The following is a 12,881-nucleotide window of genomic DNA, read 5'->3' on the forward strand; positions in this document are numbered from 1 at the left end:
TCGCCGAAGTTCAACTGCTAAGCCTAGCGGAGTGTGCGGGAACCGCGCACCAGCATCCGCCCATCCCCGTCGGGCAGGCGCCCAGCCCGACCGACTAACCTTGAACATGGTTCTAGACCAACCATTTTGAAGGAGCGAACGTGACCGAAACCGGTACAGCACAGGCAAATATTGGCGTCGTCGGACTGGCGGTGATGGGCTCGAATCTCGCCCGCAACCTCGCCAGCCGGGAGGGGAACACCGTCGCGGTCTACAATCGCTCGCACGTGCGCACCCAGACCCTCATGACGGAACACCCCGAGGCCGGCTTCGTCGCCTCGGAGACCATCGAGGACTTCGTCGCGTCGCTGAGCCGCCCGCGCACCGCCATCATCATGGTCCAGGCCGGAAAGGGCACGGACGCGGTCATCAGCCAGCTCGCCGAGCTGTTCGAGCCCGGCGACATCATCGTCGACGGCGGCAACGCGGACTTCCACGACACCATCCGCCGCGAAAAGGCGATCAGCGCGACCGGCATCAACTTCGTCGGCGCCGGCATCTCCGGCGGCGAAGAGGGCGCGCTCAAGGGCCCGAGCATCATGCCCGGCGGTTCCGCGCTCGCCTACGAGACCCTCGGCCCGATCCTCGAGTCGATCGCCGCCGTCGTCGACGGCGTGCCGTGCGTCACCCACATCGGCACCGACGGCGCAGGCCATTTCGTCAAGATGGTGCACAACGGCATCGAATACGCCGACATGCAGCTCATCGCCGAGGCGTACGACCTGCTCCGTCATGTGACCGGCCACTCCCCCGCCGCCATCGCCGATGTGTTCACCGAGTGGAACAAAGGCGACCTCGAGAGCTACCTGATCGAGATCACCGCCGAGGTGCTCCGCCAGGTCGACGCCGAGACCGGACTGCCGTTCATCGACATCGTGCTCGACGAGGCCGGCTCCAAGGGAACCGGCGTCTGGACCGTGCAGAACGCGCTCGACCTCGGCGTACCCGTCGCCGGAATCGCGGAGGCCGTGTTCGCACGCGCCGTGTCGAGCCACCCCGAGCAGCGCGGGCCGGTGCGTGCCTCGATCAGCGCCCGCCCCGAGATCGCCGTCGTCGGCCACACCTTCGTCGACGACGTGCGCCAGGCCCTCTACGCCTCGAAGGTCGTCGCGTACGCGCAGGGCTTCGACGAGATCATCGCCGGTGCCGCCAAGTACAACTGGAACATCGACAAGGGCGCCGTCGCCACGATCTGGCGGGGCGGCTGCATCATCCGCGCCCAGTTCCTGAACCGCATCGTGGATGCCTACGCGAACGACCCGTCGATCCCGACCCTGCTCGTCGACCCGTTCTTCGCCGCGGCAGTCGCCTCTGGCGAGTCGGCCTGGCGTCGCGTCGTCTCGACCGCTGCGCTCTCCGGCATCCCGGTTCCCGGCTTCGCCTCGGCCCTGAGCTACTTCGACTCGCTCGCCGCGGAACGCCTGCCCGCCGCCCTCGTGCAGGGCCAGCGCGACTTCTTCGGAGCGCACACCTACAAGCGCGTCGACAAGCCCGGCGTGTTCCACACCCTGTGGTCTGGCGACCGCACCGAAATCGCGACAGAGGCCTCGACCCACTAGTCGCGCCCGGCATCCGTCGCCCCCGTTTCGCGAAAGCGGGTGAATCGTCGTTTTGAGCAATCGATACCGACGATTCACCCGCTTTCGCGTTCCCGGGGCGGCAGGTTTGCGATACTGGACTCCACGATGAACGACGACGACGGCAGCGAGCAGCACGAGCTCCACGAGCACCCCGAGCTCGCCGGGTATGAGCCGCACGACAGCGCGCGCCCGCTGCGCAGCAGGCGGATGCTGCTGGTGATGCGCCTCGCCGTCGTGCTCGGGCTCGTGGCGCTGATCGTGCCGGGGATCCTGACGTCGATGCAGATCGCATCCGTCACGGCCACGAACGCGTGCTCCGTTGCGGTCGCCCGCTACTATCCGCTCGCGGAGGGGTCCACCGCCCGCTTCGACCTGACCGGGCCCGGCGGGTTCGGCTGGCAGTGTTACGCGATCGACGTGCACGAGCGAGAGACCTGGGTGATCGCGCTCGGCCTGATCCCCCGCGCGCCCGGGTTCGGCCCACCGGTCGTGCCGGCCTAGGCATCCGTTGCCCGTGCGCGCCCGGCAGGGTGTCGCGGCGGTTAACGACGGATGCCCCGCTCGGGTGAGCGGGGCATCCGTCGGTCGGGGCAGCGCGGGTTACGCGGCGCCCTCGAACATCGAGGTGACGGATCCCTCGTCGAAGACCTCGTGGATCGCGCGGGCAAGAAGCGGGGCGATCGGCAGAACGGTCAGGGTCGGGAAGCGCTTCTCCGGGGGGATCGGCAGGGTGTCGGTGACGACGACCTCGGTGATCGCCGGGTTCTGCAGCAGCTCGAGCGCGGGGTGGCTGAACACCGCGTGGGTCGCGGCGACGACGACGCCGATCGCTCCGGCGGCACGAAGCGCCTCGGCCGCGAGGACGATGGTGCGGCCGGTGTCGATCATGTCGTCGACGAGCAGGCAGACGCGACCGGAGACCTGGCCGACGATCTCGTGCACGGAAACGCGGTTCGGCACCAGCGGGTCACGGCGCTTGTGGATGATCGCCAGCGGGGCGCCGAGCTTGTCGCTCCAGATGTCGGCGACGCGGACGCGGCCCATGTCGGGCGACACCACGGTCAGCGTTGCGGGGTCTAGCTTCTCCTGGAAGTGCTCGAGCAGCACCGGCATCGCGAAAAGGTGGTCGACGGGGCCGTCGAAAAAGCCCTGGATCTGGGCGGCGTGCAGGTCGATCGACATAATGCGGTCGGCGCCGGCGACCTTGAACAGGTCGGCGACGAGGCGGGCCGATACCGGCTCGCGGCCGCGGCCCTTCTTGTCCTGGCGGGCGTAAGGGTAGAACGGCGCAACAACCGTGATGCGCTTGGCGGAGGCCCGCTTGAGCGCGTCGACCATGATGAGCTGTTCCATCAGCCATTCATTGATCGGGTTGGTGTGCGACTGGATCACGAAGGTGTCGCTGCCGCGCACGCTCTCGTCGAAGCGCGCGTAAATTTCGCCGTTCGCGAAGGTACGTGCGTCGGTGTGTACGAGTTCGGTACCGAGCTCCTTGGCGATGTCCAGTGCCAGTTGCGGGTGTGCTCGCCCCGAAACCAATACAAGTCGTTTCTCGCCGCTGGCATTGATTCCAGGCACCTAGTCTCCGCTCTTAGCCGCGGCTTCCGCCGCGTCGGTTCCCGGGCGGTTGGTCTGAACCCAGCCGTCCATATTGCGTTGTGGGGCCACGGTGAGAGCCAAAGCTCCGGCCGGTACGTCCTTGCGGACGATGGTACCGGCACCGGTGTAAGCCCCGTCCCCAATCCTAACGGGCGCGACGAACACGTTGTGCGACCCGGTGCGCACATGCGACCCCACGACGCTCGGCGATTTGGTCACTCCGTTGTAGTTCGCGAAAATCGTCCCTGCCCCGATGTTGGAGTGCACGCCGACCGTCGCGTCGCCGACGTAGCTCAGGTGCGGCACCTTGCTGCCCTCGCCGATAACGGCGTTCTTGGTCTCGACGAAGGTGCCGATCTTGCCGTCCGCGCCGAGAATCGTCCCTGGCCGCAGGTACGAGAACGGGCCGACGGATGCGCCGGCACCGATCACCGCGAGGGTCGCGTCCGTGCGCTTCACCTCGGCGTTCGCGCCGATCTCGCAGTCCACGAGGGTCGTGTCCGGGCCGACGACGGCGCCGGTCTCGATGACCGTCGCCCCGAGGATCTGGGTGCCCGGCTTGATCGTGACGTCGGGCGCGATCGTCACGGCGAGGTCGATCCAGGTCGTCGCAGGGTCCTGAACGGTCACGCCGGCGAGCTGCCAGCCGCGCACGATGAGCGCATTGAGCTGCCGGGCGGACTCGGCGAGCTGGGCCCGGTCGTTGATGCCGGCGACGAGCCAGGCATCCGCTACCGGAACGGCGCGCACATCGGAGCCGGACTCGCGGAGCAGGCCGATCACGTCGGTGAGGTACTTCTCGCCCTGGACGTTTTCGGTGGTGATGCGGGCGAGCTGCTCACGCAGTTCGGCGATCCCGAAGACGTATACGCCGGCGTTCGTTTCCGTGATCAGGCGTTCCTCGGGGCTGGCGTCTTTCTGTTCCACGATGCGGTCGAAGGCTCCGGCTTCGTCGCGCACGATGCGGCCGTAGCCGGTGGAGTCACTGGGAAAGGCGGACAGAACGGTCGCCGCGACGGCGCGTTCGCGGTGCGCGGTGATGAAGCTCGCGAGGGTCGCCGCGTTCAGGAGGGGAACGTCGCCGCTGACGACGAGCACGTCGCCCTCGAAGTCGGCGGGCAGTGCCTCGATGGCCTGCTCGACGGCACGGCCGGTTCCCGGGACCTCGTCCTGGTCGACGACGATGCTCTCGGGCAGGTCGGCCTCGACGATGTCGACGAGCCGGTCGCGTTCGTGGCGCACGACGGTCACGACGTGCGCGGCGTTCAACGCGGATGCCGTCGCGAGCACGTGGCTGAGGATGGGCAGCCCGGCGAGGGGATGCAGCAGCTTGGGAGTCGCGGATTTCATCCGGGTGCCCTGGCCTGCGGCCAGGACGACGATGGCGAGACGGGAATCGGTCACGGGGTCCTCGTGCTTCTGTATTGCCGGCCGGGAAGACCGGGTGCGGGCGCCACTGGAATGCAGCACTGGTAATGATCTACGGCTCCGCCGCCAGGACTCGAACCTGGACCTAACAGCTCCAAAGGCTGTCGTGCTGCCATTACACCACGGCGGAATTCGCCGGCAATGCCGACCAACGCTGATAAGTCTGCCAGAAGTATCGGCTGCGGCGCGCAGCCGGGCGTGCCGACGACCCGTGCTGTGCAGGCGGATGCCCCGGCTGGCCGGATAATGGGACGATGCCAGGGAATGACGAAGTAGACCGCATCGTGGATGCCTGGCTGCGCGAGCGGCCGGACCTCGATTTCGCCCCGTTGCAGGTGCTCAGCCGGGTGGGCCGCCTCGCCAAGCACCTCGACCGGGCCAGGCGCACCGCGTTCTCCCGCTCCGAACTGGAGTCGTGGGAGTTCGACGTGCTGTCGGCGCTCCGCCGCGAAGGCGCACCGTACGAACTCAGCCCCAAGGCGCTGCTGCAGCAGACGCTCGTGTCGAGCGGAACCATGACCAACCGGATCGACCGGCTCGTCGAGCGCGGCCTCGTCACCCGGCGCACCGACCCCAACGACGGCCGCGGCATCTTCGTCGTGATGAACCCCGACGGGCTGATCCGGGTCGATGCCGCGATCACGCGCCTCGTCGACGCCGAGGCCGAGCTGCTCGCGACGCTCACGGCCAGCGAACGCGAACGCCTCGCCTCCCTGCTCCGCAAGCTCAGCCTCGACTTCGACTGAGCTCGCCCCTCGACTGAGAAGTGCGTCAGAGCACGGACTTGGGGAAGCTCTTCCACGCCGAACGGAACCGGCTCTCGAGGTGCGCACCCCGGAACTGTTCGGTCGCGTGGAGGCGGCCGTACGTGAACGAGTTCTCGTTGTCGATGAAGGCGCGCATGCCGAGGGTGAGCAGCACCCCACGGGCGACGACGCTGTCGTGGTGCTCGCCGAGGATGTCCTGGACCAGTCGGGCGGCGGCCACAAGCCTGGCCGCACGTTTCGGACTCAGGATGAGCGCAGTCTCCGTCGTATACCGCAGGCGCTTGGCGATCTTGCGCACCTCGTGCAAGGCTGCGTCGTGATCGGGTCCCTGCGGCACAGCGCGAGCGGCGCGAACGGCCTTGCGCAGGCGGGCGCCATCACGCTTGACGAGACCCGGCACCACGCTCCGCGCCGGCTTCTTCGCGAGCGCGGTGAACGGCGGCTCCGCGATGAGGGCGTCGAGCGCGTCGAGCAGCCGGAAGTAGCGCGGACTGTCGAGGACGGCGTCCGCCGCCTTCCGCGCCGCGGCGAGGTCGCCCGCGAAGTGCGCGGCCAGGCGCCGCTTGACGTGTCCGACCACGAGCTTCGCCGGCTCGGAAGACAACGACCGGGCGAGGTTGTGGTGCAGCACTTCGTTGTCCCGGGCGGCGCCGAGCACCCGGGCGATCCACTGGAGTTCGTCCCCGAGGGTGTTGGCCAGCCCGTTCGGAAGCAGGTCACGATAGGTCGCCAGCACCGAGCGCATCCGCCGGGTCGCGACCCGCATCTGGTGCACGGCCTCGGCGTCGTCCCGCCGCACGAGCGGGTCCTGGCGGACGAGCACCCGCATCTGGGCGTCGAGGTAGGCAAGCAGCAGTGCCCCTGTCGTGCTCGACTTGCTCGGCGTCGCCGGTGCGGAAGGCAAGTCGGTGGGAATGCGATCCCCAAGGGCGCGGCCGAGTTTCGAGGGATAGCCTGCCCGACGGACTCCCCCGGCGGCGAAGGCGTCCGCGACGGCGTCGAGCAGCTCGGGGGCGCCGTCGACGAGTTCGATCTCCCATTCCCGCCACTCCTGGCGGAGCGGGTCGGCGCCGAGGCGGTCGGCCAGGACGCTGTCGTCGCAGACCTCGGCGAGCACGGCGCCGTTGTCCTCGCGCAGCACGTGCACGATCCGGTGGTTGCGGAGCCGCACGACGGGCACGAGCACCCGGTCGCGCACGAGGACGCGAACCCGCTGCTGCAGGCCGGCCGGCACGAGCTCGGGGTCGCTGCCGAGGGGTTCGTGCACCTCGCGGCGTTCGTCGGGGCCGCGGCCGTCGACCCCGGCGGGGAGCTTCAGGTGCCAGCCGGCGTCGTCACCGCCGGTGCGGCGCCGCAGGGTGATCCGGTGCGCCGCGAGCGTGAGATCGGCCGTGTCGAAGTAGACGGCGTCGAGAAAGTGCTCGACGGGGGCGTCCACCCAGGTCACGCCGGGCAGTTCCTGGAGCGGGGGCAGAACGGATGCCGCGTCGACGTCATATTTGCGTTCAACCTCGGAAAAATCCACGGCATGCATGCCCGACAGTGTACGCCCGGGCCCCTCCCGGCCCGCGCCACATGAGGCTACGCCACGGGCTTGACCGCCTTGACGATGGCGCCGTGCATTTCGGGCGCGACCTCGTGGGTGTATTCGACGCTGATCCCGGTGAATCCTGCCCCGGCCAGGGTATCGAGGTATTCCCGGTGGGAGAGCGCGCCGGCGATACAACCGGCGTAGCTGCCGCGCTCGATGCGGTCCTGTTCGCTGAGGTGGTCCTCCGCGACGACGTCGGAGATCCCGAGCCGCCCGCCGGGCTTGAGGACGCGGAACATCTCCGTGATGACGGCGGTCTTGTCGGCGGAGAGGTTGATCACGCAATTGGAGATGATGACGTCGACGGATGCATCCGGCAGCGGGATCTCCTCGATCCGGCCCTTGATGAATTCGACATTCGTGGCGCCGGCCTTGTTCGCGTTCGCCCTGGCGAGGGACAGCATCTCGTCGGTCATGTCGAGGCCGTATGCAAATCCGGTGGGGCCGACCCGGCGCGCGGAGAGGAGCACGTCGATGCCGCCTCCGGAGCCGAGGTCGAGCACGGTTTCGCCGAAGCGCAGGTCGGCAACGGCCGTCGGGTTGCCGCAGCCGAGACTCGCGAGGAGCGCCTCTTCGGGGATCTCGGTGCTTTCGCCTCCGGTGTAAAGGATCGACCCGAAGACGTTGCCGTTGCCGAGATCGGTCGGCACGCAGCAGGAGCCGGCCTCAGCGGACACGTCCGTGAGCTGGAGTGCCGCCGCGGCGTAGCGCTCCCGGACGAGCTCGGTGATGTCGGCTTTCTGCGTCACGTCGGCCCTGTCATTCATAGTCGTGCCTCCCGTTCTGATACCCGCCCGGTGGCGGATGCTGCGACGACGTCCGAGCGGACGGGCGACGTGGTTCCCTGGTCCGGATAGAGCACGCGCACGAGCACCAGTCCGAGGATGCCGCCCAGGAGTTGGGCGCACATGTAGCCGGGCACGGATCCGGGAGCGATGCCTGCGAACGTGTCCGTGAACATCCGCCCGATGGCGATGGCGGGGTTGGCGAAGCTCGTGGAACTCGTGAAGAAGTAGGCCGAGCCGATGTAGGCGGCGACAGCGGCGGGGGCGAACCGGCCACGGCCAGAGCGGGCGAGGGCGAAGATCACGAGCACCAGACCGGCCGTCGCGACGACCTCGGCGAGAAGGTGCGGTCCCGTCAGGCGATCGGTGCCGCTGAGTGCGACGGCAGGCAGCCCGAACATGGAGTTCGCGAGCACGGCGCCAACGACACAGCCCGCGACCTGGGCGGGCAGGTAGCTCGCGAGGTCGCGCCAGGGGCGAAATCCGAGGTAGACGTCGACGAGCGAGACGACCGGATTGAAATGCGCGCCGCTGAGGGGTGCGAGCACCACGATCAGCACATACAGGCCCAGGGCGGTCGCCGCCGCGTTCTCGAGCAGCTGCAGGCCCACGTCGTTGGGCGATAGGGCGGATGCCGCGATGCCGGATCCGATGACGATCGCGCTGAGCAGGGCGCTGCCGAGGAACTCCGCGAACGCACGCCGTTGCCACGAGGTCGTCGCCTGCGGCATGGCTGTCGATGCGTCACTCATGCGGTCGTCAACAGCCGGGCGACGGAATCCAGGGCGCCGGGCACGAGGGCGAAATGGGCCCAGGTGCCGACCTGCCGACGGCTGAGGAAGCCGGCATCCGTGAGCACTTTCAGGTGGTGCGAGACCGTGGACTGGCTCAGCCCGACCGGCTCGGTCAGGTCGCAGGCGCAGGCCTCCTGGCCTTCCGAAGCGGCCACGATCGAGATCAGCCGCAGCCGCGTCGGGTCGGCGAGGGCCTTCAGCGACCGCGCGAGTCCTGCCGCTTGCGTGGCGGTGATCGGCTCCCGGGTCAGCGGCGCGCAGCATGCGCTGACGTCGGTGAGGGGAAGCAGGGTGGTTGTCGACATGCCACCAGCATAGCGACGTATTGACATAGATCGATATAGCGATTCATACTGGAGTATCGATATAAATCGATATAGCGAGACAAGGAACCCCATGACTGCCATTCGAATCTACGAGCCGGCCCTGTGTTGCGAGTCCGGCGTGTGCGGACCCGACTCCGACGCCTCCCTCGTCACCGTCACGGCCGACGTGCGCCGCCTCAAGGATTTGGGCGCCGACATCGAACGCCACAACCTCGCCACCGATCCGACGGCGTTCACCACCGACGAGACGGTCCGCGGCTTCATGCACACCGTCGGCTCGGAAGGCCTCCCGCTGACCGTCGTCGACGGAGTCACCGTCGCCACCGGGGCCTATCCGAGCCGCGCCGAGTTGCTCGCCCTCGCCGGCCTCGGCGACCCGGCACCGTCCGCACCCGTCCGCACCCAGCTGGGGTTGACTGAGCGCGGTCAGGACGAGAAATCGGGCGGATGCTGCGGCGGCGTCTCAGGCTGCTGCTAAGCCTCCCGATGAAATTCCTCGAAGACCCGCCCCGATTCCTGTTCTTCACCGGCAAGGGCGGGGTCGGCAAGACCTCGGTCGCCTGCGCAACGGCCCTCGACCTCGTCGGCCGCGGCAAGCGCGTGCTCCTGGTCAGCACCGACCCGGCCTCCAATGTGGGCCAGGTCTTCGGGGTGCGGATCGGCAACACGGTCACCCCCCTCGCGAGCGTCCCCGGCCTTTCCGCGCTCGAGATCGATCCGGAACAGGCCGCCGCGGCCTACCGGGAGCGCATCGTCGCGCCCGTGCGCGGCCTGCTGCCGGAGAACGAACTCGCCGGCATCATCGAGGGCCTGTCCGGCTCCTGCACCACGGAGATCGCCTCGTTCGACGAGTTCACCGGCCTGCTCTCCGACGAGTCCGTCTCCGGCCAGTACGACCACATCGTCTTCGACACGGCGCCGACCGGGCACACCATCCGCCTGCTCCAGCTGCCGGGGTCCTGGACCGACTTCCTCGAGGCCGGCAAGGGCGACCCGTCCTGCCTCGGCCCGCTCTCCGGGCTCGACAAGCACCGATCAATGTACGCCGCAGCCGTCGGGGTCCTGACCGACCCGTCGCGCACTCGCCTGGTCCTCGTGGCCCGCGCCCAGGCATCCTCACTCGCGGAAATCGAACGCACCTACCGGGAGCTGAACCAGATCGGGATCGGCGGCGGTTTCGTCGTCGTCAACGGCGTGCTGCCGGAGGCCGCAGGCGAGGAGGACCTCACCCGGGCCGTCCGGGCCCGCGAGCACGCCGCCCTCGCCGATCTCCCCGCCGCCATCTCCGGCCTCCCGCTCGATGTGCTCGAACTCCGGGCCGCCAACATGGTCGGGATCCCCGCGTTGCAGACTCTCTTCGCGGCGAGCGCAGACACCCTCGATGCGGGAGCGACCGGCGAGACGGGCGCCACTCCCGAGTCGGCGGCGTCCCTCGGCGCCCCGCTCGCCGCCCTCGTCGACGCCATCGAGCGCGATGATCACGGGCTCGTGCTCTGCATGGGCAAGGGCGGCGTGGGCAAGACCACGATCGCTGCGGCCATCGCGGTCGCCCTGGCGGGGCGCGGCCACGCCGTTCACCTCACGACGACCGACCCCGCAGCCCACCTCACCGAAACCCTGCACGGCAGCGTTCCCGGGCTCGAGGTGTCACGCATCGATCCGGCCGTGGCCGTCCAGGCCTACCGAGCCCACGTCATGGATACCAAGGGTCGCGGCCTGGATCAGGAGGGTCGCGCCGCCCTCGCCGAGGACCTCCTCTCCCCGTGCACCGAGGAGGTCGCCGTCTTCCAGCAGTTCTCCCGGGTCGTTCACGAGTCCCGCCGGAAATTCGTCGTCGTCGACACCGCGCCGACCGGGCACACGCTGCTCCTGCTGGATGCGACCGGTTCCTACCACCGCGAAATGGCGCGGCAGATCGGCGACTCGCTTCCGTTCACGACACCACTGATGCGCCTGCAGGACCCTGCGCTGACGAAGGTCGTGCTCGTGACCCTCGCCGAGACGACCCCGGTCCTCGAGGCCGACGGCCTGCGGGAGGACCTCGAGCGGGCCGGGATCCGGCCGTGGGCGTGGGTGGTCAACGCTTCCCTGGCCGCGGCCCACCCCACGTCGCCGTTCCTCCGATCCCGGGCCGCACACGAGATCGAACAGATCGACCGGGTGCGCCTCCTGGCGGACCGGATCGCGATCGTCCCCCTCCTGGCCGAGGAGCCCATCGGGCAGCGCCGGCTGACCGCACTGGCCGGCGCTGCGGAACTCGAGGCGCCCAGCCTGCAGCCGGCCGTCTGACCGCCCCGGGCCCGGAGTACAGGGCGAGGTCGGCATCCGCCTGTGTCGGCGGGCTAGACCGCGGCCAGGAGGAGTTCGGCGAGGAGGGCCTCGACGCGCGCCTTGATGTCGTCGCGGATCGGGCGCACCTCGTCGATGCTCTTGCCCTTGGGGTCGACGAGCTCCCAGTCCTCGTAACGCTTGCCGGGGAAGATCGGGCAGACGTCGCCGCAGCCCATGGTGATGACGACGTCGGACTCGCGCACCTGCTCGGTGGTCATCAGTTGCGGAACGGCCTGGGAGATGTCGATGCCCTCTTCGCTCATGGCCTGGATCGCCATCGGATTGATCTGGTCGCCCGGCTCCGAGCCGCCGGAGCGCACCTCGACGGCGCCGCCGGACAGGGCGCGCAGGTAGCCGGCGGCCATCTGCGAGCGACCGGCATTGTGGATGCAGACGAACAAGACGGTGGGCTTCTCAGACACGGGGATTCCTCACTCTCGATGTCCTCAAAGTATAGACGATTGTCTATGCTTTGGGAATCCCCGGCCCCGTTCCAGCCCGGCCCGCACTAACCAATTCGACGGAGTTTTTGCCCAAAACACGCCCAAACAGCCCGCTAACGTGCCAGAAACGCAAAATCTCCGTCGAATTGGTTAGGGGCAGGGGCTAGCCGAAGCGGCCGTTGACGTAGTCGGCGGTGCGGCTGTCGATCGGATTGCCGAACATCGCGTCGGTCGGCCCGTGCTCCACGATGCCGCCAGGGGTGCCCTGGGCGGCAAGGAAGAACGCGCAGTTCTGCGAGACGCGCTGGGCCTGTTGCATGTTGTGGGTCACGATCACGATCGTGACCTCGTGGGCGAGCTCGAGCATGGTCTCCTCGATCACCCGCGTCGAGGTCGGGTCGAGGGCCGAGCAGGGTTCGTCCATCAAGAGGATGCGGGGGGTCACCGCGAGCGACCTGGCGATGCACAGTCGCTGCTGCTGTCCGCCGGAGAGTCCGGAACCGGGGGCGCGCAGCCGGTCGCGCACCTCCTTCCAGAGTCCGGCCTTGGTCAGGCAGCTCTCGACGAGGAAGTCCTTCTCATCGTTGGAGGCGCGCTTGCCGGTGAGGGTGAGCCCGGCGATGACATTGTCGTAGATCGACATGGCCGGGAACGGATTGGGCTTCTGGAACACCATGCCGATGCTCTTGCGGGCGTCGACGAGCTTGCGTTCCGGGTCGTAGATGTCCTCGCCGTCGAGGAGGACTTCACCGGCGAGGCTCGCGGACGGCACGAGCTCGTGCATCCGGTTCAGGATGCGCAGGAACGTGGACTTGCCGCAGCCCGACGGTCCGATCAGGGAGGTGATGATGCCGGCCGGCATGGTGAGGTTCACCCGGTCGAGCACCTGGCGTTCGCCGAACCACGCCGAGACGTTCCGGCCCTCGAGCGTTGCGAGTGGTGCGATCTCGCGCACGGGCGGGCTGAAGCTCGCGTAGACCCCGGCATCGGCGGCTGACGGTCGCTTCAGCCAGGGCGCGCTGAACCCTCCGAGCCGGGGAGGCTTGACCGGCGGGTCGGCCATAACCTCGGGCCGGGCCTCGGTCCTCGCCTGCGCGCGCTGCTTGCGGTCACGCCGGGCCGGTCCCTTCACCGGCGGCAGCACCTGGGTGAGCTCGTCGTTCTGCACATCGTCGGTCATGACACTCGTTTCATTGGT

General features: G+C 68.7%; 13 protein-coding genes and 1 tRNA gene. 5 read left to right on the forward strand and 9 right to left on the reverse strand.

Annotation, left to right across the window (positions count from 1 at the left end):
- The first annotated feature begins 140 nt into the window (after window positions 1–140).
- A complete protein-coding gene (gene gndA, locus RCH22_RS11315) occupies window positions 141–1,598 on the forward strand; it encodes an NADP-dependent phosphogluconate dehydrogenase (RefSeq protein WP_327014053.1) in 1,458 nt (485 codons plus the stop codon).
- Between the two features lie 126 nt (window positions 1,599–1,724).
- Window positions 1,725–2,120, forward strand: a complete 396-nt coding sequence (locus RCH22_RS11320; RefSeq protein WP_327014054.1) for a hypothetical protein — start codon at window positions 1,725–1,727, stop codon at window positions 2,118–2,120.
- Between the two features lie 99 nt (window positions 2,121–2,219).
- Here RCH22_RS11320 and RCH22_RS11325 read toward each other — a convergent pair whose 3' ends face one another.
- From RCH22_RS11325 to RCH22_RS11335, 3 genes are all read right to left on the reverse strand, one after another.
- Entirely contained in the window at window positions 2,220–3,197 is a 978-nt protein-coding gene (locus RCH22_RS11325; RefSeq protein ID WP_134448255.1) for a ribose-phosphate diphosphokinase, read from the reverse strand.
- Window positions 3,198–4,622, reverse strand: coding sequence for a bifunctional UDP-N-acetylglucosamine diphosphorylase/glucosamine-1-phosphate N-acetyltransferase GlmU (gene glmU, locus RCH22_RS11330; RefSeq protein ID WP_327014055.1), 1,425 nt, complete (start codon window positions 4,620–4,622; stop codon window positions 3,198–3,200).
- 82 nt (window positions 4,623–4,704) lie between these two features.
- Window positions 4,705–4,776, reverse strand: a tRNA-Gln gene (locus RCH22_RS11335).
- Between the two features lie 124 nt (window positions 4,777–4,900).
- On the opposite strand from RCH22_RS11335, the gene RCH22_RS11340 reads away from it, so the two are divergent.
- The gene (locus RCH22_RS11340; RefSeq protein WP_134448251.1) at window positions 4,901–5,392 is read left to right on the forward strand and encodes a MarR family winged helix-turn-helix transcriptional regulator; all 492 of its coding nucleotides are present in this window, start codon (window positions 4,901–4,903) and stop codon (window positions 5,390–5,392) included.
- A 25-nt stretch (window positions 5,393–5,417) separates the two neighbouring features.
- Here RCH22_RS11340 and RCH22_RS11345 read toward each other — a convergent pair whose 3' ends face one another.
- From RCH22_RS11345 to RCH22_RS11360, 4 genes are read right to left on the reverse strand one after another with little or no spacing between them, the layout of a single operon-like run.
- A complete protein-coding gene (locus tag RCH22_RS11345) occupies window positions 5,418–6,947 on the reverse strand; it encodes a CYTH and CHAD domain-containing protein (protein ID WP_327014056.1) in 1,530 nt (509 codons plus the stop codon).
- A 47-nt stretch (window positions 6,948–6,994) separates the two neighbouring features.
- The gene (arsM, locus tag RCH22_RS11350) at window positions 6,995–7,771 is read right to left on the reverse strand and encodes an arsenite methyltransferase (protein WP_327014057.1); all 777 of its coding nucleotides are present in this window, start codon (window positions 7,769–7,771) and stop codon (window positions 6,995–6,997) included.
- Entirely contained in the window at window positions 7,768–8,541 is a 774-nt protein-coding gene (locus tag RCH22_RS11355; protein WP_327014058.1) for an MIP/aquaporin family protein, read from the reverse strand. Before RCH22_RS11355 ends, arsM begins: the two co-directional genes overlap by 4 nt.
- Entirely contained in the window at window positions 8,538–8,888 is a 351-nt protein-coding gene (locus RCH22_RS11360; RefSeq protein ID WP_327014059.1) for a metalloregulator ArsR/SmtB family transcription factor, read from the reverse strand. The genes RCH22_RS11355 and RCH22_RS11360 overlap by 4 nt, the downstream gene beginning before the upstream one ends.
- A gap of 91 nt (window positions 8,889–8,979) precedes the next feature.
- Between RCH22_RS11360 and arsD the strand changes: the two genes are divergently transcribed.
- Window positions 8,980–9,387, forward strand: coding sequence for an arsenite efflux transporter metallochaperone ArsD (gene arsD / locus RCH22_RS11365; RefSeq protein ID WP_327014060.1), 408 nt, complete (start codon window positions 8,980–8,982; stop codon window positions 9,385–9,387).
- 8 nt (window positions 9,388–9,395) lie between these two features.
- A complete protein-coding gene (gene arsA, locus RCH22_RS11370) occupies window positions 9,396–11,198 on the forward strand; it encodes an arsenical pump-driving ATPase (RefSeq protein ID WP_327014061.1) in 1,803 nt (600 codons plus the stop codon).
- Window positions 11,199–11,251: 53 nt separating this feature from the next.
- On the opposite strand, the gene RCH22_RS11375 is transcribed toward arsA, so the two are convergent.
- Together RCH22_RS11375 and RCH22_RS11380 are read right to left on the reverse strand one after the other, a co-directional pair.
- On the reverse strand, window positions 11,252–11,662 hold the full coding sequence (locus RCH22_RS11375; RefSeq protein ID WP_327014062.1) for an arsenate reductase ArsC: 411 nt from the start codon (window positions 11,660–11,662) through the stop codon (window positions 11,252–11,254).
- A 184-nt stretch (window positions 11,663–11,846) separates the two neighbouring features.
- A complete protein-coding gene (locus tag RCH22_RS11380) occupies window positions 11,847–12,629 on the reverse strand; it encodes a phosphate ABC transporter ATP-binding protein (RefSeq protein WP_198413438.1) in 783 nt (260 codons plus the stop codon).
- Between the last annotated feature and the right edge of the window lie 252 nt (window positions 12,630–12,881).

The organism is Cryobacterium sp. GrIS_2_6 (assembly GCF_035984545.1).
Classification (GTDB): domain Bacteria; phylum Actinomycetota; class Actinomycetes; order Actinomycetales; family Microbacteriaceae; genus Cryobacterium.

Bases quoted from the DNA above. Each gene is read 5' to 3' on its own strand.
- RCH22_RS11320 (WP_327014054.1), top strand. From the start codon at position 1,725: ATGAACGACGACGACGGCAGCGAGCAGCACGAGCTCCACGAGCACCCC.
- RCH22_RS11340 (WP_134448251.1), top strand. From the start codon at position 4,901: ATGCCAGGGAATGACGAAGTAGACCGCATCGTGGATGCCTGGCTGCGC.
- RCH22_RS11345 (WP_327014056.1), bottom strand. From the start codon at position 6,947: ATGCATGCCGTGGATTTTTCCGAGGTTGAACGCAAATATGACGTCGAC.
- arsM (WP_327014057.1), bottom strand. From the start codon at position 7,771: ATGAATGACAGGGCCGACGTGACGCAGAAAGCCGACATCACCGAGCTC.
- RCH22_RS11355 (WP_327014058.1), bottom strand. From the start codon at position 8,541: ATGAGTGACGCATCGACAGCCATGCCGCAGGCGACGACCTCGTGGCAA.
- RCH22_RS11360 (WP_327014059.1), bottom strand. From the start codon at position 8,888: ATGTCGACAACCACCCTGCTTCCCCTCACCGACGTCAGCGCATGCTGC.
- arsD (WP_327014060.1), top strand. From the start codon at position 8,980: ATGACTGCCATTCGAATCTACGAGCCGGCCCTGTGTTGCGAGTCCGGC.
- arsA (WP_327014061.1), top strand. From the start codon at position 9,396: ATGAAATTCCTCGAAGACCCGCCCCGATTCCTGTTCTTCACCGGCAAG.